The organism is Eudoraea chungangensis, assembly GCF_029360665.1.
GTDB classification, from domain to species: domain Bacteria; phylum Bacteroidota; class Bacteroidia; order Flavobacteriales; family Flavobacteriaceae; genus Eudoraea; species Eudoraea chungangensis.
The window spans coordinates 570153-596788 of sequence record NZ_JARDUB010000003.1 but is presented as its reverse complement, the minus strand read 5'-3'; the positions used below and the strand labels follow the sequence as shown (position 1 = coordinate 596788).

General features: G+C 38.0%; 36 protein-coding genes and 1 pseudogene. 36 read left to right on the top strand and 1 reads right to left on the bottom strand.

Features of this window, described 5'->3' with window-relative positions; genetic code table 11:
• Positions 1–3252, bottom strand: a complete 3252-nt coding sequence (locus tag PXG98_RS09515) for a SusC/RagA family TonB-linked outer membrane protein (RefSeq protein WP_276390600.1) — start codon at positions 3250–3252, stop codon at positions 1–3.
• Between the two features lie 507 nt (positions 3253–3759).
• Here PXG98_RS09515 and rpsL point away from each other — a divergent pair.
• The 36 genes and pseudogenes from rpsL to PXG98_RS09335 all read left to right on the top strand — a co-directional run bounded on the left by rpsL (position 3760) and on the right by PXG98_RS09335 (position 26626).
• Positions 3760–4134 carry a 30S ribosomal protein S12 gene (gene rpsL / locus PXG98_RS09510; protein ID WP_013305196.1) on the top strand — a complete coding sequence of 125 codons (375 nt, stop codon included), beginning with the start codon at positions 3760–3762 and terminating at the stop codon, positions 4132–4134.
• A 22-nt stretch (positions 4135–4156) separates the two neighbouring features.
• Positions 4157–4633, top strand: coding sequence for a 30S ribosomal protein S7 (rpsG, locus tag PXG98_RS09505; RefSeq protein WP_276390583.1), 477 nt, complete (start codon positions 4157–4159; stop codon positions 4631–4633).
• A 6-nt stretch (positions 4634–4639) separates the two neighbouring features.
• The gene (fusA, locus tag PXG98_RS09500) at positions 4640–6766 is read left to right on the top strand and encodes an elongation factor G (RefSeq protein WP_276390582.1); all 2127 of its coding nucleotides are present in this window, start codon (positions 4640–4642) and stop codon (positions 6764–6766) included.
• Positions 6767–6777: 11 nt separating this feature from the next.
• Positions 6778–7083 (top strand): 30S ribosomal protein S10, encoded by a 306-nt coding sequence (rpsJ, locus tag PXG98_RS09495; RefSeq protein WP_160129219.1) that lies wholly within the window; start codon positions 6778–6780, stop codon positions 7081–7083.
• A 152-nt stretch (positions 7084–7235) separates the two neighbouring features.
• Positions 7236–7853, top strand: a complete 618-nt coding sequence (gene rplC, locus PXG98_RS09490) for a 50S ribosomal protein L3 (protein ID WP_276390579.1) — start codon at positions 7236–7238, stop codon at positions 7851–7853.
• Entirely contained in the window at positions 7853–8482 is a 630-nt protein-coding gene (gene rplD, locus PXG98_RS09485) for a 50S ribosomal protein L4 (RefSeq protein WP_276390578.1), read from the top strand. The genes rplC and rplD overlap by 1 nt, the downstream gene beginning before the upstream one ends.
• 7 nt (positions 8483–8489) lie before the next feature.
• Positions 8490–8780 carry a 50S ribosomal protein L23 gene (rplW, locus tag PXG98_RS09480; RefSeq protein ID WP_276390576.1) on the top strand — a complete coding sequence of 97 codons (291 nt, stop codon included), beginning with the start codon at positions 8490–8492 and terminating at the stop codon, positions 8778–8780.
• Positions 8781–8789: 9 nt separating this feature from the next.
• Positions 8790–9614: a 50S ribosomal protein L2 gene (gene rplB, locus PXG98_RS09475; RefSeq protein WP_276390575.1), complete on the top strand. Its 825-nt coding sequence runs from the start codon at positions 8790–8792 to the stop codon at positions 9612–9614.
• A gap of 12 nt (positions 9615–9626) precedes the next feature.
• Complete coding sequence (rpsS, locus tag PXG98_RS09470; protein WP_276390573.1) at positions 9627–9905, top strand: 30S ribosomal protein S19; 279 nt, start codon at positions 9627–9629, stop codon at positions 9903–9905.
• Positions 9906–9912: 7 nt separating this feature from the next.
• The gene (rplV, locus tag PXG98_RS09465; RefSeq protein ID WP_276390571.1) at positions 9913–10320 is read left to right on the top strand and encodes a 50S ribosomal protein L22; all 408 of its coding nucleotides are present in this window, start codon (positions 9913–9915) and stop codon (positions 10318–10320) included.
• Between the two features lie 10 nt (positions 10321–10330).
• Positions 10331–11047: a 30S ribosomal protein S3 gene (gene rpsC, locus PXG98_RS09460; protein WP_276390570.1), complete on the top strand. Its 717-nt coding sequence runs from the start codon at positions 10331–10333 to the stop codon at positions 11045–11047.
• Positions 11048–11070: 23 nt separating this feature from the next.
• Complete coding sequence (gene rplP / locus PXG98_RS09455) at positions 11071–11493, top strand: 50S ribosomal protein L16 (RefSeq protein ID WP_276390569.1); 423 nt, start codon at positions 11071–11073, stop codon at positions 11491–11493.
• Positions 11494–11510: 17 nt separating this feature from the next.
• Positions 11511–11702, top strand: a complete 192-nt coding sequence (gene rpmC / locus PXG98_RS09450; RefSeq protein WP_276390568.1) for a 50S ribosomal protein L29 — start codon at positions 11511–11513, stop codon at positions 11700–11702.
• 13 nt (positions 11703–11715) lie between these two features.
• The gene (rpsQ, locus tag PXG98_RS09445; protein ID WP_276390567.1) at positions 11716–11973 is read left to right on the top strand and encodes a 30S ribosomal protein S17; all 258 of its coding nucleotides are present in this window, start codon (positions 11716–11718) and stop codon (positions 11971–11973) included.
• Positions 11974–11975: 2 nt separating this feature from the next.
• Entirely contained in the window at positions 11976–12344 is a 369-nt protein-coding gene (gene rplN / locus PXG98_RS09440) for a 50S ribosomal protein L14 (protein WP_161437260.1), read from the top strand.
• Positions 12345–12355: 11 nt separating this feature from the next.
• Positions 12356–12667 carry a 50S ribosomal protein L24 gene (rplX, locus tag PXG98_RS09435; RefSeq protein WP_276390565.1) on the top strand — a complete coding sequence of 104 codons (312 nt, stop codon included), beginning with the start codon at positions 12356–12358 and terminating at the stop codon, positions 12665–12667.
• 2 nt (positions 12668–12669) lie between these two features.
• Positions 12670–13221 carry a 50S ribosomal protein L5 gene (rplE, locus tag PXG98_RS09430; protein ID WP_276390563.1) on the top strand — a complete coding sequence of 184 codons (552 nt, stop codon included), beginning with the start codon at positions 12670–12672 and terminating at the stop codon, positions 13219–13221.
• Position 13222: 1 nt separating this feature from the next.
• Positions 13223–13492: a 30S ribosomal protein S14 gene (gene rpsN / locus PXG98_RS09425; protein WP_276390562.1), complete on the top strand. Its 270-nt coding sequence runs from the start codon at positions 13223–13225 to the stop codon at positions 13490–13492.
• 18 nt (positions 13493–13510) lie between these two features.
• On the top strand, positions 13511–13909 hold the full coding sequence (gene rpsH / locus PXG98_RS09420; protein ID WP_276390560.1) for a 30S ribosomal protein S8: 399 nt from the start codon (positions 13511–13513) through the stop codon (positions 13907–13909).
• Between the two features lie 19 nt (positions 13910–13928).
• On the top strand, positions 13929–14471 hold the full coding sequence (gene rplF / locus PXG98_RS09415) for a 50S ribosomal protein L6 (protein ID WP_276390558.1): 543 nt from the start codon (positions 13929–13931) through the stop codon (positions 14469–14471).
• A 10-nt stretch (positions 14472–14481) separates the two neighbouring features.
• Entirely contained in the window at positions 14482–14838 is a 357-nt protein-coding gene (rplR, locus tag PXG98_RS09410; protein ID WP_276390556.1) for a 50S ribosomal protein L18, read from the top strand.
• Between the two features lie 7 nt (positions 14839–14845).
• Positions 14846–15370 (top strand): 30S ribosomal protein S5, encoded by a 525-nt coding sequence (gene rpsE, locus PXG98_RS09405; RefSeq protein WP_276390554.1) that lies wholly within the window; start codon positions 14846–14848, stop codon positions 15368–15370.
• 11 nt (positions 15371–15381) lie between these two features.
• A complete protein-coding gene (rpmD, locus tag PXG98_RS09400) occupies positions 15382–15561 on the top strand; it encodes a 50S ribosomal protein L30 (protein WP_276390552.1) in 180 nt (59 codons plus the stop codon).
• A 12-nt stretch (positions 15562–15573) separates the two neighbouring features.
• Positions 15574–16026: a 50S ribosomal protein L15 gene (gene rplO / locus PXG98_RS09395; protein WP_276390551.1), complete on the top strand. Its 453-nt coding sequence runs from the start codon at positions 15574–15576 to the stop codon at positions 16024–16026.
• A gap of 10 nt (positions 16027–16036) precedes the next feature.
• Positions 16037–17380: a preprotein translocase subunit SecY gene (secY, locus tag PXG98_RS09390; RefSeq protein WP_276390549.1), complete on the top strand. Its 1344-nt coding sequence runs from the start codon at positions 16037–16039 to the stop codon at positions 17378–17380.
• A 4-nt stretch (positions 17381–17384) separates the two neighbouring features.
• Positions 17385–17600, top strand: coding sequence for a translation initiation factor IF-1 (gene infA / locus PXG98_RS09385; RefSeq protein WP_088341556.1), 216 nt, complete (start codon positions 17385–17387; stop codon positions 17598–17600).
• A gap of 10 nt (positions 17601–17610) precedes the next feature.
• Complete coding sequence (gene ykgO, locus PXG98_RS09380) at positions 17611–17727, top strand: type B 50S ribosomal protein L36 (protein WP_010519235.1); 117 nt, start codon at positions 17611–17613, stop codon at positions 17725–17727.
• A 2-nt stretch (positions 17728–17729) separates the two neighbouring features.
• Entirely contained in the window at positions 17730–18104 is a 375-nt protein-coding gene (gene rpsM / locus PXG98_RS09375) for a 30S ribosomal protein S13 (RefSeq protein ID WP_276390525.1), read from the top strand.
• 10 nt (positions 18105–18114) lie between these two features.
• The gene (gene rpsK / locus PXG98_RS09370; RefSeq protein ID WP_276390524.1) at positions 18115–18507 is read left to right on the top strand and encodes a 30S ribosomal protein S11; all 393 of its coding nucleotides are present in this window, start codon (positions 18115–18117) and stop codon (positions 18505–18507) included.
• 97 nt (positions 18508–18604) lie between these two features.
• The gene (gene rpsD, locus PXG98_RS09365) at positions 18605–19210 is read left to right on the top strand and encodes a 30S ribosomal protein S4 (RefSeq protein ID WP_276390522.1); all 606 of its coding nucleotides are present in this window, start codon (positions 18605–18607) and stop codon (positions 19208–19210) included.
• Between the two features lie 18 nt (positions 19211–19228).
• Positions 19229–20221, top strand: coding sequence for a DNA-directed RNA polymerase subunit alpha (locus tag PXG98_RS09360; protein WP_276390520.1), 993 nt, complete (start codon positions 19229–19231; stop codon positions 20219–20221).
• A gap of 52 nt (positions 20222–20273) precedes the next feature.
• A pseudogene (gene rplQ / locus PXG98_RS09355) lies at positions 20274–20753 on the top strand (50S ribosomal protein L17); the annotation flags it as partial.
• Between the two features lie 285 nt (positions 20754–21038).
• Positions 21039–22166: a glutamine-hydrolyzing carbamoyl-phosphate synthase small subunit gene (carA, locus tag PXG98_RS09350; RefSeq protein ID WP_276390518.1), complete on the top strand. Its 1128-nt coding sequence runs from the start codon at positions 21039–21041 to the stop codon at positions 22164–22166.
• A 100-nt stretch (positions 22167–22266) separates the two neighbouring features.
• Positions 22267–23556, top strand: a complete 1290-nt coding sequence (gene eno / locus PXG98_RS09345) for a phosphopyruvate hydratase (RefSeq protein WP_276390516.1) — start codon at positions 22267–22269, stop codon at positions 23554–23556.
• Between the two features lie 108 nt (positions 23557–23664).
• Entirely contained in the window at positions 23665–25203 is a 1539-nt protein-coding gene (locus PXG98_RS09340; RefSeq protein WP_276390515.1) for a glycogen synthase, read from the top strand.
• Between the two features lie 139 nt (positions 25204–25342).
• Positions 25343–26626 (top strand): citrate synthase, encoded by a 1284-nt coding sequence (locus PXG98_RS09335; protein WP_276390514.1) that lies wholly within the window; start codon positions 25343–25345, stop codon positions 26624–26626.
• Positions 26627–26636: the final 10 nt, after the last annotated feature.

The window sequence follows — 26636 nt, the reverse complement described above, 5'->3', positions numbered from 1 at the left end:
TTAGAAGGAAGCTCTTACTGTGAATCCAAATCTTCTTGTAGAAGGTCCTGTAAAGAAATCAATTCCTTGTCCATTACCAACACCGGTACTGGAAGAGTTTGTATCGTAATTTACGTCTTTTGGCATGTTAATGGCTCTAAACCATAAGTTTTGCCCTGAAACGGTAAATGATAAACTTCCAAATGGTGTCTTGTCTAAAGATTTAGACGGTAGCGCATAGGTTAAAGATGCTTCTTGTATTCTAAACGTACTTCCGTCATAAACCGTGAATGTGTTTATACCATCTGCAAAGTAGGTGCTAAAGCCTAATTCAGTAGCAGTAATTGCATTCTGGTTAGGTAGCCCATCTGCCTGTCTTACACCAGGAAGAATATACTGAGCTTCTCTTTGAATTGGAGTATCATCGTCTACAACACCTCTAGCAATCAAAGTAGTTGCAGTAGTAGAGTAGATATCTCCTCCGTGGCGGTACTGAAAGTTCGCTGATAGAGAGAAGTTCTTAAATGTAATGGTTGGAATAATTGCAGTATTCCAATCTGGGTTAGGATCACCAATTTCTTTGATCTCATTGTCTACCAAATAGCGTCCGGCATCATTTACAAGTAAATTATCCTGATCATCTGTTAAAACAGTAGTTCCTAAGAATACACCAAATGGTCTTCCTTCTACAGCGTAGTTAGCTGCTTCCCCTGCAATAGCGGCAGTAAGAAGAATGTTATTGGTACCATCGGCTAAATCAGTAACCGTAGTTTCAATAGCAGTAAAGTTCGCTGCAATGTTAAATCCTACCTTATGTTGGTATTCTTTTAGAATATCAATATTAGTGTCTACCTCAATACCTTTAGACTTTATTTCTCCAATATTAACTGTCGTAGATGTAAAACCTGTTGACGTATCTAATGGTCTGTTGGTTATCAAATCTGTTGTAGTCTTGTCGAATACACTCACATTTAAATTCCAGATGTTAAATAATCTAGTATCTAAACCAAGTTCTAATTCTGAAACTCTTTCTGGCTGTAAGGCTGGGTTACCCAGAGTGTTGTTTACGTCATTCGATGAAACTACAGTTCCGTTTGTATCAACAAAGGCACGTGCATTAAGTCCTAATACATTTCTTGTATTGTAAGGAGTTGGGAAACCTGCAGAGGATCCGTATCCAAATCTAAACTTCATGTAGTTAAGTGCATTTCCTTGAATCCCATCAAAAATAGCAGTTGGTACAAAAGATACACTAGCTCCAGGATAGAATAAAGAGTTATTCTCTTGTTCTAATGTAGAGGACCAGTCATTTCTACCAACAAGGTTAACATAGATCCAATCTTCATATCCAAAAGTTAAATCTAAATATGCACCCAATAGGTTTTCTTCGAAAGTTTGTGCTAGATTATTATTTCCAACTCTAACGAAAGAGTTTTGAGGAGAAGGAGTGGTAAAGTTAAAGTGTTCTAAAACACCAAATACCAATTGTCCTTGACTCTCAAGACCATCTGAATTAAATACATCACGTCTGGCATTAACCCCAAGAATAGCTTTTAAGTTTAAGTTCTCCGTTAGGTTTTTATCCGCCGATAAAATTAAATCGTGGTTCCAGATAGTATTTCTTACAGTACGTGTTCTTAATAGTCCTAAAGGCTGTCCGTCAACTCCACCTTTATTTTGTCCGTATGAGTTAAGTTCCGTATAGGTATCCAAACCAAGTCTGTAAGACAAGTTCATGAAATCATTTATCTCATAAGAAATAGAAGTATTTCCTATGAAACGATCTGTATCCTGGCTAGTTTTAACATTTTCAACTGTCCAGTAAGGGTTTTGGATATCATTACCAGAACGGTAATACATACTTCTACCGTCAATTGCCTGGAAAGGAAGTCCAGATAAATCTACAGAGCGTGGTGTGTATAATACATCACCAAAAACAGAACCTCCATTAAACGCTGAACCACTACCTAAAGAAGGTGCAACTGGTGGTGAATTAAAGTCTGTCTTGATAAACTGGAAAGATCCTTGGATGGTGAACTTGTTATTTAGTCTTGCATTACCACCTAAAGAAAAGTTATTTCTCAGTACTCTGTTTCCAGGAGTAACACCTTTATCTTCGGTTCTACCATAGTTAAAGTTAAAGCTGGCCTTGTCGTTTCCACCTCTAAGGTTTACGGAAGTAGTATTTACATAACCAGTTCTGAAGAATTCTTCAACACCGTTATATGGTCTGTATGGGTAAGGCTGTGCAGCAATATCTTCATAGCCTGCAACTAAAGACTGATCTGCCAAGAAGTTCAAAGGTGAACTTAACTGTGCAAAACCAGATGGGTTACCCAGCCATTGTCCGGCCAAAGAAACTGCATCGTTATCCGTTCTGTCGAATCTAGGTCCCCAGTTACTAAAGAAGAATCCAAAGCCTTGGTGGAAACCACCACCGTAGTTATCCTGATACTCAGGAAGGATAGCATCCGAAATAAAGACAGAAGAAGCAACACTTACTTCCATTTTGCTAGGAGCGTCTCCGGTAGTTGAACTCTTTGTAGTAATAAGGATTACCCCGTTTCTACCTCTGTTACCATAAAGAACGGTTGCACTTAAACCTTTAAGTACGTTTACTTCTTTAATAGTGTTTGGATCCAAATCTAAAAACCTACTCGACGCAGTGTTTCCATCTAATATGGATCCCTGGTTATTTGTTCCTGAGTCAATTGGCACACCATCTACAACGAAAAGTGGCTGGTTAGACTGCGTTACAGAAGAATAACCTCTAATAATGATGTTGGTACCCGAACCAGAAAGACCGTTACTCGCTGTGATATTTACCCCGGCTACTTTACCTTGTAGTACCCGACCTATATCCGCTTCTGGTCTTGATTCGATTTGCCCTTCATCTACGGTTGATACCGCATAACCCAAAGATCTCTCTTCTCTCTCAATACCCTGGGCAGTTACAACAACCTCTTCAAGAGCCTGTGCATCTTCTTCCATTTGTACAGAATAATTTGAGCTAGCACCAATAACGACTCTTACATTTTTCTGACCAATGTAAGTGAAAAGTAACGCCTGACCTTCCTGTCCCCTAATTTCGAAGTTTCCGTCGAAATCAGTTTGGGTACCAGTAGTAGTACCTTCAATCAAGATGTTAACACCAGGGAGCGGTAAACCTTCAAAGTCGGTAACCGTACCTGAAATCGTCTTGTCTTGCGCAAATGATAAATGCACAACAAACGCCAATAGCAGCGTCAAGATTCCATTTAAATTTGTTCTCATTTTATAATAATTTGAATTAGCTAAATGCGAAAATCCTAATTTCATGTTAATAATCCAAACTTATTTTAATAAAACTTTAAGACGAAAGGGTGAGAAAAAAACAATTTAACAGTGTTTTGTTACGCTATAAACTAATAAAAATGTTAAAAATATAGGAGAAATACAGAATCGGTGATAGAATGTTGTGGATAGCGAAATAAGATTCAAAATATATTAGGAAGTTGGTAATTCTGCTTTTTTTAGCATTTTGGGGTCCTAATAACAAGAATATGGGCGGGTTGAGGGTTTGAGGAGGGAAGTGATCGCAGCAAAGTCTTTTTTTTTAGACTTTTTAATGTATATATATATATAAGGTATAAAAGGACCTTTTTTTGGGAAAACGTAAGGGTCGATTTTGGATGCTAAAAAAAAACTTTAAAATTAATCTAATAGCATTTGAATTATTACGAATAATTACTACATTTGCCAGCCCTTAAACGAGGGTAGTTTATATACATATATTAGAATATGCCAACAATTTCACAATTAGTAAGAAAAGGAAGGGCCACAATTACCAAGAAGAGTAAATCGGCTGCTTTGGATTCTTGTCCCCAAAGAAGAGGGGTTTGTACTCGTGTTTACACTACAACACCGAAGAAACCAAATTCTGCAATGCGTAAAGTAGCAAGAGTTAGGTTGACCAATGGAAAAGAGGTGAACGCATACATTCCTGGAGAGGGACATAATCTTCAAGAGCACTCGATAGTATTGGTTAGAGGCGGAAGGGTGAAAGATTTGCCAGGTGTTAGATATCACATTGTAAGAGGAGCCTTAGATACAGCAGGTGTTGCTGGAAGGACCCAGAGAAGATCTAAGTACGGTGCAAAACGCCCAAAAAAGTAATCAAAACTTTTAAGAAGAAGAGATGAGAAAAAGACAGGCGAAAAAAAGGCCATTATTACCAGATCCAAGGTTTAACGATCAGTTGGTAACTAGATTTGTAAATATGTTGATGTGGGATGGAAAGAAATCCGTTGCCTTCAAGGTATTTTATGATGCTATCGATATAGTTGATGCAAAAAAGACAGATGAGGAAAAGTCTGCTCTGGAATTATGGAAGGACGCACTTTCTAACGTTATGCCTCATGTTGAAGTGAGAAGTAGAAGAGTAGGGGGCGCTACATTTCAAATTCCAATGCAAATAAGACCAGATAGAAAAATATCTACGGCCATGAAATGGCTTATACTTTTTGCGAGAAAACGAAACGAGAAGTCGATGGCGCAGAAACTTGCTGGAGAAGTGTTAGCTGCTTCTAAAGAAGAGGGAGCTGCAGTGAAAAAGCGCGTAGATACACATAAGATGGCAGAAGCTAACAAAGCATTTTCCCACTTTAGATTCTAAGATAAAATGGCAAGAGATTTAAAATATACAAGAAATATAGGTATTGCTGCGCATATTGACGCAGGAAAGACCACCACTACAGAAAGAATATTATTCTATACTGGGGTAAGCCATAAAATTGGTGAAGTACACGATGGAGCTGCTACCATGGACTGGATGGCACAAGAGCAGGAAAGAGGTATTACCATTACTTCTGCTGCTACAACATGTACTTGGGACTTCCCAACCCAAAATGGACAATTAACTTCTGATTCTAAACCTTACCATTTTAATATTATTGATACTCCCGGACACGTAGATTTTACGGTTGAAGTAAACAGGTCTTTGCGAGTATTGGATGGTTTAGTGTTCCTTTTTAGTGCCGTTGATGGGGTAGAGCCTCAGTCGGAAACAAACTGGAGATTGGCGGATAATTACAAAGTTCCAAGAATGGGCTTTGTAAACAAAATGGACAGACAAGGTTCTAACTTCCTTATGGTTTGTAATCAGGTTAAGGATATGTTGAAGTCTAACGCTGTGCCGATTGTATTGCCAATTGGGGAGGAGCAAGACTTTAAAGGGATTGTAGATCTAGTGAAGAATAGAGCTATTGTATGGCATGAGGAAGACATGGGTTCTACTTTTGATATTATAGAGATCCCTGAAGATATGAAGGAAGAGGTTCATGAGTACCGAGCTGCTTTAATAGAAGCGGTTGCCGAATACGATGAGAACCTAATGGAAAAGTTCTTTGAAGATGAAGATTCTATTACAGAAGATGAGGTACATGCTGCCTTAAGAGCGGCTGTGATGGATATGAGTATTATTCCAATGATTTGCGGGTCTTCTTTTAAAAACAAAGGAGTACAGTTTTTATTAGATGCGGTTTGTAGATATTTGCCTTCTCCTTTAGACAAGGAAGCTATAGTTGGTACAGACCCTGATACTGGAAACGAAATAGAAAGAAAGCCAGATGTAAGTGAGCCATTTTCCGCATTAGCCTTTAAAATTGCTACGGATCCTTTTGTAGGACGTTTAGCATTCTTTAGAGCGTATTCAGGAAAATTAAATGCTGGTTCTTATGTCTTGAATAATCGTTCTGGTAATAAAGAACGTATTTCTAGAATATACCAAATGCATTCTAATAAGCAAAACGCTGTGGATTCTATTGCAGCTGGAGATATTGGAGCGGCAGTTGGTTTTAAAGACATCAAAACAGGAGACACATTATCGGATGAGAAGAATCCGATCATTTTGGAAAGTATGAATTTTCCTGACCCTGTTATTGGTATAGCTGTGGAACCTAAGACGAAAGCCGATGTGGATAAACTTGGCATGTCTTTGGCGAAATTAGCAGAAGAAGATCCTACGTTTGTTGTTAAAACCGACGAGGCTTCCGGACAGACCATTATATCGGGAATGGGAGAGTTGCACTTAGATATTATTGTGGATCGCTTAAGAAGAGAATTCAAGGTAGATGTTAATCAGGGACAGCCACAGGTAGAGTATAAAGAAGCTCTTACAAGATCTGCCAACCATCGGGAAGTTTATAAAAAACAAACTGGAGGTAGAGGTAAGTTTGCTGACATTGTATTCACCATGGAACCTGCTGAAGAAGGGAAGCCTGGACTGGAGTTTGTAAATACTATTAAGGGTGGGAATATTCCTAAGGAGTATATTCCATCTGTAGAAAAAGGATTTAGAGAGGCTATGAAGAATGGTCCCTTGGCCGGCTTTGAAATGGATAGTATGAAAATTACCTTAAAGGATGGTTCTTTCCACCCTGTGGATTCAGATTCGTTATCTTTTGAGTTGGCGGCTAAGATTGGATATAAAGAAGCTTCCAAAGCTGCAAGAGCAGTTTTAATGGAACCAATAATGAAGTTGGAAGTACTTACACCTGAGGAGAATATGGGTGATATAGTTGGAGATTTGAACAGAAGAAGAGGACAGGTAAACAATATGGATGACAGAGCCGGAGCAAAAGTTATAAAAGCGGAGGTTCCTTTATCCGAGATGTTTGGTTATGTAACCTCCTTAAGAACCTTATCTTCAGGAAGAGCAACTTCAACAATGGAATTTTCGCATTATGCGGAAACGCCTAGTAATCTTGCAGAAGAAGTAATAAAAGCAGCAACTGGAGTAACGGCTTAAATTATAGCATCATGAGTCAGAAAATTAGAATAAAGTTAAAATCATACGATCACAATTTAGTAGATAAGTCTGCAGAGAAGATTGTTAAAACGGTTAAAACAACTGGTGCTATTGTAACAGGGCCTATTCCTTTGCCAACGCACAAAAAAATCTTTACGGTTTTGCGTTCACCTCATGTGAATAAAAAATCGCGAGAGCAATTTCAGCTAAGTTCATACAAAAGACTGCTGGATATATACAGTTCTTCGTCAAAAACCATTGATGCTCTGATGAAGTTAGAGCTTCCTAGTGGGGTTGAAGTAGAGATTAAGGTGTGATAGTACAATCCGTTTCAGAAGGAGACGGAGACATGTCCTGAGCGTTTCGCGAGGGAAAGACGGTAACAAAAATGTATTCGGGATCGAATTATTTTTGATCCTGTTTTTTTTGAAATAAGAATTGAATATTTAAATAATTAATAATTAAAAGTATGTCTGGGTTAATAGGAAAGAAAGTAGGCATGACCAGTATTTTTGACGAGAATGGAAAGAACATTCCATGTACTGTCGTAGAAGCTGGACCATGCGTAGTTACCCAAGTCAGAACCGAAGAGGTTGACGGGTACAATGCCCTTCAGCTTGGTTTCGATGACAAGGCAGAAAAACGTGCTAATAGGGCTGAAGTAGGTCATTTTAAAAAAGCAGGTTCTTCCACCAAAAAGAAAGTCGTTGAATTCCGAGATTTTGAAGGTGAGCACAAATTAGGAGATACCGTAGGGGTAGATCTTTTTAATGAAGGAGAGTTTGTAGATGTTTCTGCAACTTCTAAAGGTAAAGGTTTTCAGGGGGTTGTAAAACGTCATGGATTCGCGGGAGTTGGACAAGCGACACATGGACAGCATAACCGTTTAAGAGCACCGGGTTCTATTGGAGCCGCTTCTTATCCTGCTCGTGTTTTCAAAGGAATGAAAATGGCCGGTAGAATGGGTGGTACTAAAGTAACCGTACAGAACCTAAGAGTTTTAAAAGTAGTTCCAGAGAAAAACCTCATTGTTTTAAAAGGTTGTGTTCCTGGTCATAAAAACGCTTATATAACTATAGAGAAGTAATGAAGGTAGCAGTTTTAGATATCAAAGGAAAAGAAACGGGAAGAAAGGTAGACCTTTCTGATAGCGTTTATAAGATAGAGCCTAATAAGCATGCTGTATATCTTGATGTGAAACAATATATGGCACATCAAAGACAGGGAACGCACAAGGCAAAAGAAAGAGCAGAAATAGTTGGTAGTACAAGGAAGATTAAAAAGCAAAAAGGTACTGGTACAGCTAGAGCGGGAAGTATAAAATCCCCTATTTTTAGAGGTGGGGGTAGAATATTTGGTCCAAGACCTAAAGATTATTCTCAGAAATTAAATAAAAATGTAAAGCGTTTGGCTAGAAAATCGGCCTTAAGCTTAAAGACACAGGATAAGGCAATTATGGTGGTTGAAGACTTCAATTTTGAGTCTCCGAAGACCAAAGAATTCGTTCAGGTTTTAAAATCTCTCGGATTAGAAAACAAAAAGTCCTTGTTTGTGTTGGGTGATTCAAATAATAACGTATATTTGTCGTCGCGTAATTTGAAAGGGTACGATGTCGTAACTAACTCAGAATTAAGCACTTACAAAATACTTAATGCAAATCAAATCGTTCTTCTGGAAGGATCTCTAGAAGGTATCGAAGCGAATTTAACAAAATAGGGTAATCATGAGTGTGTTGATAAAGCCAATAATAACGGAAAAAATGACAGCGGATAGCGAGTTGTATAATCGCTACGGATTTGTTGTTGACCCCAAGGCGAATAAGCTACAAATCAAAGATGCCGTGGAAGCTGCTTATGGAGTTTCTGTCAAGAAAGTTCGCACAATGAATTACGGACCTCAGCGTAAAACTCGTTTTACCAAGACCGGAGTTCAGCATGGTAAATCAAATGCCTTTAAAAAGGCAATTGTAGATGTAGAAGAAGGAGAAGTAATCGATTTTTACAGTAATCTATAAAGACAAGAAATGTCAGTTAGAAAATTAAAACCGATCACTCCAGGACAGCGTTTTAAAGTAGTAAACGGATTTGACGCGATTACTACTGATAAGCCGGAGAAAAGCTTGCTTTCCCCGTTAAAAAAGTCTGGAGGTAGAAACAGTCAAGGAAAAATGACAATTCGCCATCGTGGTGGAGGTCACAAAAGAAGGTATCGTATTATCGATTTTAAACGTGATAAACACAATGTAGAGGCAGAGGTATTGTCTATTCAGTACGATCCAAACAGAACCGCTTTTATTGCTCTTTTGCAGTATAAGGATGGAGAGAAGAGGTATGTTGTTGCTCAAAATGGTTTACAAGTGGGTCAGAAAGTTTCTTCTGGCGAAAACGCAGCTCCGGAGATAGGAAATGCGCTTCCATTGAGTAAGATTCCATTGGGAACAATTATTTCTTGTATCGAATTGCGTCCGGGTCAGGGAGCGATTATGGCGAGAAGTGCCGGTACTTTCGCTCAGTTAATGGCTAGAGAAGGAAAGTATGCGACAATAAAGTTACCTTCTGGGGAAACACGCTTAGTTCTGGTAAAATGTTTAGGGACTATTGGAGCTGTTTCTAACTCTGATCAACAATTGTTAGTATCTGGTAAAGCAGGTAGAAGCAGATGGTTAGGAAGAAGACCAAGAACAAGACCAGTAGCTATGAACCCTGTAGATCATCCAATGGGTGGTGGTGAAGGTAGAGCTTCTGGAGGGCATCCAAGATCTAAGAATGGTATTCCTGCGAAAGGATTTAGAACTAGATCGAAGACTAAGGATACCAATAGATATATAATAGAACGTAGAAAGAAATAAAAAGAAGAAAAAATGGCACGTTCACTAAAAAAAGGACCATACGTTCATTATAGTTTGGATAAAAAAGTTCAAATGAATGTATCCTCTGGCAAGAAATCAGTAATTAAAACCTGGTCCAGAGCATCAACAATAACACCTGATTTTGTAGGTCAGACTATCGCTGTACACAATGGGAGACAATTTGTTCCTGTATATGTCACAGAAAACATGGTTGGACATAAATTGGGGGAATTTTCACCAACAAGATCTTTTAGAGGTCACGCAGGTGCAAAAAATAAAGGTAAAAAGTAAGTAAGCTATGGGAGTTCGAAAAAAACAAATGGCCGAAAGACTAAAGGAAGAAAAGCAAAAAATTGCTTTTGCCAAGTTAAATAACTGTCCAACCTCACCTAGAAAAATGCGTTTAGTAGCAGATTTGGTACGTGGAGCGGAGGTAGAAAAGGCTTTGGCTATTTTAAGATTTAGTCCAAAAGAGGCTTCGAGAAAGATGGAGAAATTACTTCTTTCTGCTATAGCAAATTGGCAGGCAAAGAATGAGGATGCAAATATTGAAGAAGCTGCACTTTTTGTAAAAGAAATAAAAGTAGACAGCGGAAGAATGTTAAAAAGGTTACGTCCTGCTCCTCAGGGAAGAGCACATAGAATAAGAAAACGTTCCAACCATGTTACCTTGGTTTTGGGAACTAATAATAACACAGAAAGCTAGAGTATTTAGTATGGGACAAAAAACAAATCCAATAGGAAATCGTCTAGGTATTATCAGAGGATGGGAATCTAACTGGTATGGTGGAAACGACTACGGCGATAAACTAGCTGAAGATGACAAGATTAGAAAATACGTTCATGCTCGTTTGGCTAAGGCAAGTGTTTCTAGAGTTATTATCGAGAGAACGCTAAAACTAATTACAGTTACTATTACTACCGCAAGACCTGGTATTATTATTGGTAAGGGTGGTCAGGAAGTAGACAAGCTAAAAGAAGAGCTGAAGAAAATTACAGATAAGGAAGTTCAAATCAACATATTTGAAATAAAGAGACCGGAGGTAGATGCAAATTTAGTTGCAGCCAGCGTGGCTCGTCAGATTGAAAGTAGAATTTCTTACAGAAGAGCCATAAAAATGGCAATTGCGGCAGCAATGAGGATGAATGCCGAAGGTATAAAAATTCAGATATCAGGAAGATTAAATGGGGCAGAAATGGCTCGTTCCGAATCTTACAAAGATGGAAGAATTCCATTGTCGACCTTCAGAGCAGATATTGATTATGCCTTACATGAAGCGCACACTACTTATGGTAGATTAGGTATAAAGGTTTGGATCATGAAGGGTGAAGTATATGGAAAGCGCGAATTGTCTCCACTAGTAGGAATGTCTAAAGGACAGTCTAAAGGTGGTAAACAAGATGGAGGAAAAAAGCGACGCAGTAGAAAGTAATAATTTAAGAAGAACGCAGAGTTATGTTACAGCCGAAAAGAACAAAATTTCGCAAAGCGCAGAAAGGCCGCATGAAAGGAAATGCTGGAAGAGGATTTCAACTTTCTAATGGTATGTTTGGTATAAAGTCTTTGGATTCTTGTTTTATTACATCACGTCAGATTGAGGCAGCACGTATTGCTGCAACAAGATACATGAAAAGACAAGGGCAGTTATGGATTAAAATTTTTCCAGACAAGCCTATTACAAAGAAACCCTTAGAAGTAAGGATGGGTAAAGGTAAAGGAGCTCCAGAATATTTCGTAGCAGTGGTTAAACCAGGACGGGTTATGTTTGAAGTAGCAGGTGTGCCAATGGATGTGGCTAAAGAAGCACTTAGACTAGCAGCTCAAAAGTTACCAGTGAAAACTAAGTTTATTGTAGCCAGAGATTACGAAGCGGCTTAATTTTTAGAATGGCGATCATGAAACAATCAGAGATAAAAGAATTTACAGTAGAAGAATTGAAAGAAAAAATTGCTGAGTTTAAGAAGCAACATGCTGATCTTAAAATAGCTCATTCGGTTACTCCACTGGAAAACCCACTCCAAATAAGGAAGGCAAGAAGAACTGTGGCTCAATTGGCTACTGAATTAACTAAAAGGGATAACCAATAATTGGTTCTGCTTTATGGAAAAAAGAAATTTAAGAAAGGAAAGAGTAGGCGTTGTCACTAGTAACAAAATGGAGAAGTCTATTGTTGTTGCGGAAGTAAAACGCGTAAAACATCCTATGTATGGTAAGTTCGTATTACGAACAAAAAAGTATGTTGCACACGATGAAACCAATGATTGCAATATTGGCGATACTGTAAAAATAATGGAGACACGTCCATTGAGTAAAACCAAATGTTGGAGACTGGTTGAAGTCCTAGAAAGAGCCAAATAATTATGTTACAGCAGGAATCTAGATTAAAAGTAGCGGACAATACGGGAGCCAAAGAGGTACTAACTATCCGTGTGTTAGGAGGAACGAAAAGAAGGTATGCTTCTGTTGGCGACAAAATTGTTGTTACAGTTAAAGAGGCTACGCCTAATGGAGGTATAAAAAAGGGAGCTGTTTCTACTGCGGTTGTGGTAAGAACGAAGAAAGAGGTTAGAAGACCAGATGGTTCTTATATCCGATTTGATGACAATGCTTGCGTTTTGTTAAATCCAACGGGTGAAATGAGAGGTACTCGGGTTTTTGGACCAGTAGCCAGAGAATTGCGAGATAAACAATTCATGAAGATAGTTTCTTTAGCCCCTGAAGTGCTTTAAAAAATAGAAAGATGAAATTAAGAATTAAAACAGGAGATACCGTTAGAATTATTGCCGGAGACCATAAAGGGACTGAGGGTAAAGTGGTAATGGTAGATCGTGAAAAGAATAAGGCAATTGTGGAAGGTGCTAATATGGTGTCCAAACACGAAAAGCCAAGTGCTCAGAATCCTCAGGGTGGTATTGTTAAAAAAGAAGCTCCGATTCATTTGTCTAACCTTTCTTTAATCGACCCTAAGTCGAGTGAAACCACAAGAGTAGGTTACGAAGTGAGGGAGGGTAACAAAGTGCGTTTTTCTAAGAAATCTAACGAAGTAATTTAGTTATGTCTTACGTACCAAGATTAAAACAGGAATATAAGGAGCGTATAATTGCTTCTTTAAAGGAAGAATATGGGTATAGCAATGTTATGCAGGTGCCTAAATTGGAAAAGATTGTACTCAGTCGTGGTGTTGGTGCTGCGGTAGCGGACAAAAAGCTGGTTGATCATGCTTTGGAAGAGCTGACAATGATTACCGGACAGAAGGCCATATCTACAATGTCTAAGAAAGATGTTGCGGCATTTAAGCTTAGGAAAGGTATGCCAATTGGTGCAAAAGTTACTTTGAGAGGGGAGCGGATGTACGAATTTTTAGATAGGTTGGTAACTACAGCCTTGCCAAGGGTGAGAGATTTTCAGGGAATAAGAGCTACAGGATTTGATGGTAGAGGAAATTATAACTTGGGAATTACAGAACAAATTATTTTTCCAGAAATAAATATTGACAAGATCAATAGAATAAATGGAATGGATATCACATTTGTGACTTCTGCTCCAACAGATAAAGAAGCAAAATCATTGTTAACGGAATTGGGACTACCTTTTAAAAAGAACTAATATGGCTAAAGAATCAATGAAAGCCCGCGAAAGAAAAAGGGCAAAGGCTGTAGAAAAGTATGCTGAAAAGCGCAAGGCTTTAAAAGAAGCTGGTGACTATGAGGCATTACAAAAATTGCCTAAAAATGCTTCTCCAATACGTATGCATAATAGATGCAAGCTAACTGGAAGGCCAAAAGGTTACATGAGAACATTTGGAATTTCCCGAGTTATGTTCAGAGAAATGGCCAATAAGGGACTAATCCCAGGAGTAAAAAAGGCAAGTTGGTAATCCAATAAAAGGAAAAAAATGTTTACAGATCCAATAGCAGATTATTTAACAAGAGTTAGAAATGCCAGCAGAGCAGGGCATCGTGTGGTAGAGATACCATCTTCTAATCTTAAGAAAGAAGTTACCAAAATTTTATTCGATCAAGGATATATTTTGAGTTACAAATTTGAAGAAAATGAAGTTCAGGGAACTATCAAAATAGCACTAAAATACGATAGGCTAACGAAAGAACCTGTGATCAAAAAAATACAACGTATTAGTAAGCCAGGGCTTCGTAAATATGCGAGTTCAGGTGATATGCCTAGAGTTCTTAATGGTTTGGGTATTGCAATTGTATCTACTTCGCATGGAGTAATGACAAGCAAGCAAGCCAGAAGAGACAATGTGGGTGGTGAAGTTTTGTGCTACGTATATTAAGATTTAAAGAGAAAGGAAAATGTCTAGAATAGGTAATAATCCAGTTGCGATTCCAGAAGGTACTACAGTTGAAGTACAGGATAATGTAATTACGGTAAAAGGTAAATTAGGGGAACTTACGCAAGAGTACTCTTCAGTAAGTATCTCTTCTGAGGACGGACAAGTTCTTATTACGAGACCTTCTGATTCAAAAGAACACAAAGCCAAACATGGTCTTTACAGATCTTTAGTTTCCAATATGATTCTGGGAGTTAGTAAGGGTTGGTCTAAAGAATTAGAACTTGTAGGAGTTGGATACAGAGCTAGTAATCAGGGTCAGAAATTGGAATTGGCTTTGGGCTTTTCTCATAATATAGTCATGAATTTGGCTCCGGAGGTGAAGGTAGAAACAGTTTCTGAAAAAGGTAAGAACCCAATCATCAAACTGACTTCGCATGACAAACAGTTAGTAGGGCAGATAGCGGCAAAAATTAGATCTTTCCGTAAGCCTGAACCTTACAAAGGAAAAGGAATCAAGTTTGTAGGAGAACAATTAAGAAGAAAAGCAGGTAAATCAGCATAATATTTTAATCATGGGATTATCAAAAACTGAAAGAAGAGAAAGAATTAGACGAAGGATTAGAAAAGTATCCTTTGGTACTGCTGAACGTCCAAGATTGTCTGTTTACAGGAGTAATAAAGAGATTTACGCCCAAGTAATAGACGATAATACAGGTAATACTATAGTTGCTGCCTCTTCAAGAGATAAGGATTTGGCCAAGGAGAAAGGAACCAAGTCAGAAATTGCAAAAATAGTGGGTAAGGCAATCGCAGAAAAGGCTCAGAAGGCCGGAATTGAAGCAGTAGCCTTTGATCGAGGTGGTAATTTATATCATGGAAGAGTAAAATCATTGGCTGAAGGAGCAAGAGAAGCTGGTCTTAAATTTTAAAAGAATTATGTTCGGGAAGTATAAAAACGTAGAAACAGTTAAACCAAGTGGACTTGAATTAAAGGACAGACTAGTTGGTGTTCAAAGAGTTACTAAGGTAACAAAAGGTGGTAGAGCCTTTGGTTTTTCAGCCATTGTTGTGGTTGGTGATGAAAATGGTGTTGTAGGGCATGGCTTAGGTAAGTCTAAGGAAGTTGCCACAGCTATTGCCAAGGCCATAGAGGACGCTAAGAAAAATTTAATTAGAATTCCTTTGAATAAAGGAACAGTGCCTCACGAGCAAAAGGGTAAATACGGTGGAGCCAGAGTTTATATTCAACCTGCTTCTCATGGTACCGGTGTTATTGCTGGTGGAGCTGTTAGAGCAGTTTTAGAGGCCGTTGGAGTACATGATGTATTGTCTAAGTCGCAAGGATCATCTAACCCTCATAATGTAGTGAAAGCTACATTTGACGCTCTATTACAATTAAGAGATGCTAGGACTGTTTCAAGACAGCGAGGTGTTTCTATGGAAAAAGTCTTTAAAGGATAAGAAATAATCGTATGGCAAAGATTAAAGTTAAGCAGGTAAAAAGTAGCATAAAGAGGCCGCAAAACCAGAAACGAACACTGGAGGCTTTAGGTCTACGTAAAATTGGTCATGTGGTAATTCACGACGACACTGCGAATATCATGGGAATGATAAATAAAGTTAAACACTTAGTTTCTACGGAAGAAGCTTAAAAAATATTTGAAATGAATTTAGGGAATTTAAAGCCAGCTAAAGGATCTGTACATAAAGCCGGAAAGACTATTGGCCGTGGTCAAGGGTCTGGAAAAGGCGGTACGGCTACCAGAGGACATAAAGGAGCTAAATCAAGATCTGGGTATTCTAGAAAAGTTGGTTTTGAAGGTGGTCAAATGCCTTTACAACGACGTGTACCCAAATTTGGTTTCACCAATATCAACAGAAAGGACTACCAGGGTATAAACCTTAGAAAGCTGCAAGAGCTTGTAGACAACGGTGTTGTAAAGAAAACCGTAACAAGAGAAGATCTTGTTAACAATGGGTTGGCTCATAAGAACGATTTGATTAAAATATTAGGTGGAGGAGAGTTAAAAGCATCTCTTAAAGTCACCGTACATAAATTTACTGCAACAGCAAAAGCGGCTATAGAAGCTGCAGGTGGAGAAGCAATAGATTTATAAGAATTATACTATGAAGAAATTTTTTGAGGTCATATCAAATATTTGGAAGATTGAAGAACTGAGAACTAGGATTATAGTTACTCTTGGTCTACTGTTGGTGTATCGATTTGGTGCGCAGGTGGTTCTTCCCGGTATTGATACCGCTCAATTAGCCGAATTATCATCTAATACTGAACAAGGTATTTTAGGTATCCTAAATGCGTTTACTGGAGGGGCCTTTGCGAATGCTTCGGTATTTGCATTAGGGATAATGCCTTATATATCTGCTTCTATTGTAGTGCAGCTTATGGGTATTGCAGTTCCTTATCTGCAAAAGTTAGATAAAGAAGGAGAAAGCGGCAGAAAAACAAAAAATCAGATTACAAGATGGTTAACCATTGGTATTTGTATAGTACAGGCACCAGCATATCTTTATAGTTTAGGAGCTTTAGGTGTTCCAGATAGTGCCTTTTTATTAGGAAAAGGATTAGGATTTATAGTGCCATCAGTTATTATTTTAGTCACAGGTTGTGTATTTGCTATGTGGTTAGGGGAGAAGATTACGGATAAGGGTATAGGAAATGGAATTTCCTTATTAATAATGATTGGAATTATTGCCACGATGCCGCAGTCCTTTGTACAAGAATTTATCTCTAGAACTGCAAATAACACTGGTGGATTAATGTTTATGCTGATTGAAGTTATTTTATGGTTCTTGGTAATACTTGCCAGTGTTCTACTAGTAATGGCAACGAGAAGAATTCCTGTCCAATACGCAAGGCGGACAGCTTCCGGTGGCTATGAAAAGAATATTGCTGGATCAAGACAGTATATTCCTCTAAAATTAAACGCTTCTGGGGTAATGCCAATTATCTTTGCTCAGGCAATTATGTTTGCACCCGGACTTTTAGGGAGGACATTTAATAATACTGCTGTAGGGCAGTGGATGGAAGTGCAGTTTCAGGATATTTTTGGTTTGGCGTATAACATCTTATTCGGAGTGTTAATTATAATCTTTACGTATTTCTATACGGCTATTACGGTTCCAACCAATAAAATGGCTGATGACCTTAAAAGGAGTGGCGGTTTTATTCCTGGCATTAGACCAGGTAAAGAAACGGGCGACTTCTTAGATAAGATTATGTCTTTAATCACCTTGCCAGGATCGGTATTTTTGGCCCTCTTAGCGGTCTTACCTGCACTGGTAGTAAAGTTGTTAGATATTCAGGCTGGATGGGCACTGTTTTATGGTGGTACTTCTTTGTTAATTATGGTAGGGGTAGCCATCGATACAGTACAACAAGTAAATTCATATTTACTAAATAGACATTACGACGGCTTGATGAAATCGGGTAAAAATAGAAAAGTAGCATAAGAATATGGCTAAACAAGCACCTATAGAACAAGATGGGAGTATAATCGAAGCATTATCCAATGCAATGTTTCGGGTAGAACTGGAAAACGGTCATGTAGTTACTGCGCATATTTCTGGTAAAATGCGAATGCATTATATCAAATTATTGCCCGGTGATAAAGTTAAATTAGAAATGAGTCCTTATGATTTAAGTAAGGCGAGAATCACATATAGATACTAACAAACAAAGAATGAAAGTTAGAGCATCCATAAAGAAAAGAAGTGCCGACTGCAAAATAGTACGCAGAAAAGGCAGATTGTACGTAATTAATAAAAAGAATCCTAGATTCAAACAAAGACAAGGGTAATTATGGCAAGAATTGCAGGTGTAGATATACCAAAACAAAAAAGAGGTGTTATAGCACTTACCTATATTTTCGGTATTGGTAAAAGTAGAGCACAGGAGATTTTAGAAAAGGCTCAGGTAAATGCCGATACTAAGGTATCTGATTGGAATGATGATGAAATCGGACGTATCAGAGATGCCGTAGCTTCCTATAAAATTGAAGGTGAGTTGCGTTCTGAGAACCAATTGAATATTAAGCGATTGATGGATATCGGTTGCTACAGAGGTATTCGTCACAGATCAGGGCTTCCTTTAAGAGGACAGAGAACCAAGAATAACTCCAGAACTAGGAAAGGTAAAAGAAAAACAGTTGCTAACAAGAAAAAGGCAACTAAATAATTAGCATAGTATGGCAAAGACAAATACCAAAACCGCCAAAAAACGCAAAGTAATCGTTGAGTCTAGTGGTGAAGCACATATCACTGCTTCTTTTAATAACATTATCATTTCTTTGACTAATAAGAAGGGTGATGTTATTTCCTGGTCATCGGCTGGTAAAATGGGTTTCCGTGGATCAAAAAAGAATACTCCCTATGCGGCGCAGGTGGCATCAGAAGAGTGTGCTAAAGTAGCGCATGAAGCTGGCTTACGAAAGGTAAAGGTTTATGTTAAGGGACCAGGGAATGGAAGAGAGTCTGCAATTAGAGCTATCCATAATTCTGGAATTGAGGTTACTGAGATTATTGATGTAACTCCATTACCACACAACGGTTGCAGACCTCCAAAAAGAAGAAGAGTTTAATTAAATCATAATAAAAAGGTTAATTCACGGGGAAGTGCAATTACGATTATCGAAGGATAAGCCTTAATTCATAGTCGCACTCCTAAATTTAAAGAAGATGGCAAGATACACAGGACCTAAATCAAAAATAGCACGTAAGTTTGGCGAAGCTATTTTCGGAGACGATAAGTCTTTCGAGAAAAAAAATTATCCTCCAGGACAACACGGGAATAACAGACGTAGAGGAAAGAAATCTGAATACGCTGTTCAGCTCATGGAGAAACAGAAAGCAAAGTATACCTATGGTATATTAGAACGCCAATTTAGAAATTTGTTTGCACAAGCAAACAGAAGTAAAGGGGTAACCGGGGAAGTACTACTTCAATTATGTGAATCACGTTTAGATAACGTGGTATACAGAATGGGGATTTCCAATACCCGTAGTGGAGCAAGACAACTTGTCTCTCACAGACATATAACCGTTAACGGGGAATTAGTTAATATTCCTTCTTACAGCTTAAAAGCTGGTGACGTAGTTGGTGTGCGAGAAAAATCAAAATCATTGCAAACTATTCAAGATGCATTAAGTGCAAATAGCAGTGTTTATGAATGGATTACTTGGAATTCAGAAAAAATGGAAGGAAACTTTGTTTCTGTACCAGAACGTCTTCAAATTCCTGAGAATATTAAGGAACAATTAATCGTGGAGTTATACTCTAAATAAAACAACACAGATCCGACTATGGCATTATTAAATTTTCAGAAACCCGATAAAGTTATAATGATAGATTCCTCAGATTTCGAAGGGAAATTTGAATTTCGTCCTTTGGAACCTGGATATGGTTTAACTGTCGGGAACGCCTTACGCAGAGTGTTGCTATCTTCCTTGGAAGGTTTTGCAATTACAACTGTAAGAATTGATAAAGTAGAGCACGAATTTTCAGTTATCGATGGTGTTGTAGAAGATGTAACCGAGATTATCTTAAATCTTAAGCAGGTTAGGTTTAAAAGACAGATTGAAGATGTGAATGAAGAAACTGTTTCTATCTCTGTAGGAGGAAAAGAGCAGCTTACAGCAGGAGATTTTCAAAAATTCATTTCTGGTTATCAAGTACTAAACCCTGAATTGGTAATTTGTAATATGGATCCCAAGGTCACCATCAATATGGAGATTATTATTGAAAAGGGACGTGGATATGTACCCGCTGAGGAAAATAAAAAATCAAATGCTGCTTTAGGAAGTATTGCCGTAGATTCTATTTTCACTCCGGTTAAGAATGTTAAATACAGCATCGAAAACTTTAGGGTAGAGCAGAAAACAGATTACGAAAAGTTGATTTTTGAGATAGTAACCGATGGTTCTATTCATCCTAAAGATGCGCTTACTGAAGCAGCTAAGGTTTTAATTCATCATTTTATGTTATTCTCTGATGAGAGAATTACCTTGGAGGCTGATGAAATCGCTCAGACAGAAACCTATGATGAAGAATCTCTGCATATGAGACAGCTTCTTAAGACCAAGTTGGTAGACATGGATCTTTCCGTCAGAGCACTTAACTGTTTAAAAGCAGCAGAAGTTGATACCTTGGGTGATTTGGTATCTTTTAATAAGAACGACCTTATGAAGTTTAGAAATTTTGGTAAAAAATCATTGACAGAATTAGAGGAGTTGGTGATAAATAAAGGCCTTAATTTTGGAATGGATTTGTCGAAATACAAATTAGATAAAGATTAATTGATCTATTTGCAGAAGTATTCTGCTAATAGAAAGCATATATAAAAAGAAAATGAGACACGGTAAGAAAGTCAATCATTTAGGAAGACAAACAGCGCATAGGAAAGCTATGTTGGCAAATATGGCTTGTTCCTTGATTGAACATAAAAGGATCAATACTACGGTGGCTAAAGCAAAGGCTTTAAAGCAATTTATTGAGCCGCTTATAACAAAGTCAAAGGCCGAGAACAATCAAACAACTGAAAAAGGCAGTCATAACAGACGTGTAGTATTTAAAAATCTTAGAGATAAATACGCAGTAACAGAATTGTTTAGTAGTGTATCTGATAAGGTTGGCGAAAGAGCAGGTGGTTATACCAGAATTATAAAACTTGGAAATAGACTTGGTGATAATGCGGATATGGCTATGATTGAGTTAGTAGACTTTAATGAAGTATACAACGCAGGGAAGCCAGCTAAAAAGAAAACTACCAGAAGAAGTCGAAGAGGAAAGAAATCTGAAGACGCCGTAGTTGCTGTTGAAGAAGTTAAGGACACAGTAGAAGTAGTGGAAGAGGTAACAGAAGAAGTTACTACAGACACCGAGGAAGTGGTGGATGCAGCTGCAGATGAAGTTGTAGAAGTTGCGGAAGAAGAGGTAAAGGAAGTAGAATCCTCTTCCGAGGAAGCCGCTGAAGATAAGAAGGATGATTCTGAAAAAAAGAAGGATGATTCTGAAGCATAGATTGTTTATAACATCTTTAATATTTTATCAAGGATAGACCTAAAAGTCTATCCTTTTTTTATGTTTATTTGTGAAACTAAAGGAATACACGGAATGAAGTATCAAACAAAAAAGAAAGCAATTGTATTGTTAGCAGATGGCACCATCTTTTATGGGAAGGCTGTTGGAAATAAAGAGGGCACTGCCTTCGGGGAAGTTTGTTTTAACACGGGCATGACCGGATATCAGGAAATATTTACTGACCCTTCTTACTTTGGACAATTGATGGTAACTACTAATGCACATATTGGTAATTATGGCACCAACGAAGAAGAGGTAGAATCTGATTCTGTAAAAATATCTGGACTTATTTGTAAAAACTTTAGTTATGAATATTCCCGGATTAACGCAGACAAAAGCTTAGAAGGTTTTTTGGAAGATAATAAGTTATTCGCAATATCTGATGTAGATACTCGGGCATTGGTTTGTCATATAAGAGAAGCTGGCGCAATGAATGCCGTTATATCTACGGATGTAGACAATGTAGCTAAGTTGAAGGAAGATTTAAAAAATGTGCCAAATATGGAAGGCCTAGAATTGGCTTCTAAAGTATCTGCCTCTGAACCTTATTTCTATGGAGATGAAAATGCTAAATATAGAATTGCCGCTTTAGACATAGGAATCAAAAAGAACATTTTAAGGAATTTGGCTAAAAGGGATGCCTATATAAAAGTATTTCCTTACAATACTCCCTATAAGGCAATGGCAGAGTGGTCCCCTGATGGGTATTTTATTTCAAATGGCCCTGGAGACCCCAAACCTTTGAAGGATGCAGTAGCTGCGGCAAAAGAGATAATTGCTAACGACAATCCTCTTTTCGGGATTTGCTTGGGCCACCAGGTTATAGCTCTTGCCAATGGAATATCAACATATAAGATGCATAATGGTCATAGAGGGATTAATCATCCTGTATTAAATCTAGAAACAGGAAAAGGGGAAATAACCTCTCAGAATCATGGATTTGCTGTGAATAGAGAAGAAACAGAAAAGAATCCTGAAATTATAATTACCCACGAACACCTTAACGATCATACGGTAGCTGGACTTAGAATGAAATCAAAAAATGTTTTTTCCGTACAATATCATCCCGAGGCGAGTCCGGGTCCTCACGATGCAGATTATTTATTTGATCAGTTTTTTGAGAATATTGCTTCTGCGGTGAAAAATGATACACTAGTTTAAGGAAATGTTATATTAACCCCAATAAGGACAGTTATTTGCTCTGAGCTTAGCTGTCCTTTTGTATCTTTGTAAACTAATTTCAACCATTAAATAATTTTTTATGAGTACCATAATTGATGTGCATGCAAGACAAATTTTAGATTCGAGAGGAAATCCTACGGTAGAAGTAGATGTTATAACCGAAAGTGGTGTTTTGGGTAGGGCAGCAGTCCCATCCGGAGCCTCTACAGGAGAGCATGAAGCAGTGGAATTGCGTGATGGAGGAAGTGCATTTATGGGCAAAGGAGTCAGTACCGCGGTATCAAATGTAAATACTGTAATTGCTGATAAGATTAGAGGGATGATGGTGTTTGATCAAAACCTTATTGATCAAACAATGATTGATTTAGACGGAACATCAAATAAATCCAAGTTGGGAGCAAATGCCATCCTTGGAGTGTCTCTGGCTGTTGCAAAAGCTGCTGCTAACGAGATGGGAATGTCATTATACAGATATGTGGGCGGGGTAAGTGCTAATACTTTGCCTGTTCCTATGATGAATATAATAAATGGTGGATCGCATTCAGATGCTCCGATTGCATTTCAAGAGTTTATGGTAATGCCAATTAAGGCTAAAAATTTCTCACATGCAATGCAGATGGGGACTGAAATTTTTCACCACCTCAAAAAAGTACTGCACGATAGAGGATTATCTACAGCAGTGGGCGATGAAGGTGGCTTTGCACCAACACTCGATGGAACGGAAGATGCACTCGAGACTATAGGGAAGGCTGTAAAAAATGCAGGTTATTCCTTTGGGGATGAAGTAATGATTGCATTAGACTGCGCAGCTGCGGAGTTTTACGTTGATGGAAAATACGATTACACAAAGTTTGAAGGAGAGTCAGGGGCTATCAGGACTTCTGCGGAGCAAGCAGCTTATTTAGCGGAACTATGTGAGAAGTACCCTATAATTTCTGTAGAAGATGGAATGGATGAAAATGACTGGGATGGATGGAAAGTTCTTACAGAATTGGTTGGGGATCGTGTGCAACTCGTTGGTGACGATTTGTTTGTTACAAATGTAGAACGTCTTGGTAAAGGTATTGAAAACGGAATTGCCAATTCTATTCTAATCAAAGTAAACCAGATAGGAACCTTAACCGAGACTATAGCGGCTGTTAATATGGCCAAAAACGCTGGTTTTACATCGGTAATGTCTCATAGATCTGGTGAAACAGAAGATAATACTATTGCCGATTTAGCTGTTGCGCTAAATACTGGCCAAATAAAAACTGGGTCCGCTTCAAGAAGTGATAGAATGGCGAAATATAACCAGTTATTAAGAATAGAGGAAGAACTTGGGGATGTGGCATATTACCCTAAGGAAAAGGCCTTTAAAATAGGCTAGAATAAAAAGTATCTTATTAAAAAAGCCTTTCTTTGTGGAAAGGCTTTTTTTAGATAGTATGGAAAAAAGCCTTTACAATATAACTACGGTATAAAAAGTCCAATTGTCATGAATAATTTTCTTTTTGTTTCTGCTGAAAATGACGCAATTCCAAATTGCAAAGCAGGAGGAATGGGGGATGTGGTGAGAGATGTCCCAAGACAAATTGCTAACAAAGGGGATATGGTTCATGTGATTACTCCTTCTTATAGTAGGCTACATCGCAATGGCGGTACACTCAGGACTAAACTAAACTTCGATTTAAGAGGTATTGTATATACAGCAGAGTTATACGTGGTAATTCCAAAGAAGGAAGTTGCCAACGTTCATCATTATGTTATACACCATCCCGAAATTGTTGGTGGAGATATCGCTCATATATATCATAATGATCCGAAGGAACCTTTTTATAATGACGCCTTAAAGTTTATTATTTTTTGTACTGCTGTGGCCGAAGCTATAAAAAAAGGTGCCTTCGGTAAGCTAAACGTGGTTCACTTACACGATTGGCACAGCAGTCTACTTCTTTTCCTGCGAGCTTATAGCCCGGTTTATGCTAATTTGCAAAAATTACATTTTGTTTACACCATCCATAATTTGGCTATACAGGGCATAAGGCCTTTTCAGGATAATTATTCCTCTATACAGAATTGGTTTCCAAATATCGAAATCGACTACAAGAAGTTGAAAGATCCTCGCTATGAAGACTGTATTAATTTAATGGCAGTTGGCATTAGACTGGCAGATGCGGTGCACACAGTTTCCCCATCTTACAAAAAAGACGTCCTTAAGCCGAGTAGACCTCCCGAATTTATAGGCGGTGAAGGATTAGAGATTGACTTGCAAAAGGCGGATAAGGAAAAGAGGTTATATGGAATTCTAAACGGATGTAATTACCAAAACATTAGAACGGCCGAGAAAGGACATATTTATAAGAACACCATAAGGGCCATTTTTCAGTGGCTGCAGCAAGAATCTAAAAAGTACAAGGCAGATTTTCTTGCACATACTGGGGAAAAGGTAATTGATATATTACAGGAACGCCCTAGTTTTCTTTGCTCAAGTGTGGCTCGCTTAACGGAACAAAAATTCTACTTTTTTAAACGCTCTCCGGAAGCTTTTGAACAAATACTTTCCAAACTTTCTAAGGTAAATGGAGTATTTATGCTTTTAGGGACCGGCGCTCCAGAATACGAGGAGCTTTTTAGAGAGTTAAGCTATAAACACAAGAATTTTGTATTTACAAATGGGCAGTCAGAAGATCTGATTGATTCTATTTACCTAGAGTCAGACCTTTATTTTATGCCTAGTCTCTTTGAGCCTTGTGGAATTAGTCAAATGTTGGCTATGCGAAATGGAAACCCCTGTTACGTACATAATACTGGAGGATTAAAAGATACGGTGAAGCATTTGGAAACAGGTTTTTCCTTTGATGGGGAAACCTATGATGCAAAAATTACTGCCATGTTAGAAGGACTAGACAAGGTACTTGACGTTTTCTTGAATAATAAGGCCCAATGGAATGAAATACAATTGGCTGCTCAAAAAATGCGATTTACATGGAAAAAATCCGTAGATCAGTATTACCTCAAGTTATACAACTTATAACTAGAAGTGTATTTTAAGCCAGTATTCTCGTAATAAATATTTCTTTTCGATACAACCTTCTATTTAGTTATTCTAATTGTTAAGGTGCTTGCTTTTTCGTAAATTTACAGTTCTGTATTTAAAAAAGTAATATTAATCTATGTCTGAAAAAGCAACATTAAATATAAACGGGGAAACCTATGATTTTCCAATAGTAGAAGGTACTGAAAATGAGCTCGCTATTGATATTAAAACCTTAAGAGCATCTAGCAATATTATTACTCTAGACCCGGGATATAAGAATACCGGATCCTGTGAAAGTGCAATTACATTTTTAGATGGAGAAAAAGGTATCTTGAGATATCGTGGTTATACAATAGAAGAGCTTGCTGAAAAGGCCGACTTTTTAGAAGTGGCATATCTATTAATTTTTGGGGAGCTTCCGGATGAAGAACAATTGTCAAAGTTCCATTTGGATATAAAGGCAGAGTCTCGAGTAGATGTTGAAATGAAGAAAATTTTAGATGGCTTTCCTAAATCTGCTCATCCAATGGGAGTGCTATCTTCTTTAACAAGTGCTTTAATTGCTTTTAACCCATCTTCTGTAAACGTTTCTTCTGAGAAAGACATGTACCATGCCATTGTTCGGATTTTGGCGAAGTTTCCTGTATTAGTTGCTTGGACTTTAAGAAAGAAAAAAGGACTCCCTCTTGAATATGGTAGCAGTTCCTTGGGCTATGTGGAGAATATTCATAAAATGATGTTCCGACTGCCCGATGAAGAGTATGAAAAAAACGAAATTGTAATTGAAGCATTAGATAAATTATTAATTCTTCATGCCGACCACGAGCAAAATTGTTCCACTTCTACTGTGCGTATTGTTGGATCGTCACATGCTGGATTATTTGCCTCTCTTTCTGCCGGAATTTCTGCTCTTTGGGGACCTCTGCATGGTGGAGCCAATCAGGCAGTTTTGGAAATGTTAGAGGCCATAGAAGCCGACGGCGGGGATACAGCTAAATTTATGGCTAAAGCCAAAGATAAAAATGATCCTTTTAGACTAATGGGCTTTGGACACCGAGTATACAAGAATTTTGATCCTAGAGCTCGTATTATTAAAAAAGCTGCGGATGAGGTATTAGGAGATTTGGGTATTGAAGACCCAATTTTGGATATCGCCAAAGCTTTGGAGAAAGAGGCTTTAGAAGACTCCTATTTTGTAGATCGAAAACTATATCCAAATGTTGATTTCTATTCAGGAATAATCTATCGTGCTTTAGGTATCCCGACAGATATGTTTACAGTAATGTTTGCCTTGGGGCGCCTCCCGGGATGGATTGCACAATGGAGAGAAATGCGTTTACGGGGTGAACCAATTGGAAGACCTAGACAAGTCTATATCGGAGAAAATGAGCGTCGTTTTGTTGACCTAATAAACCGCTAATTAATAATTT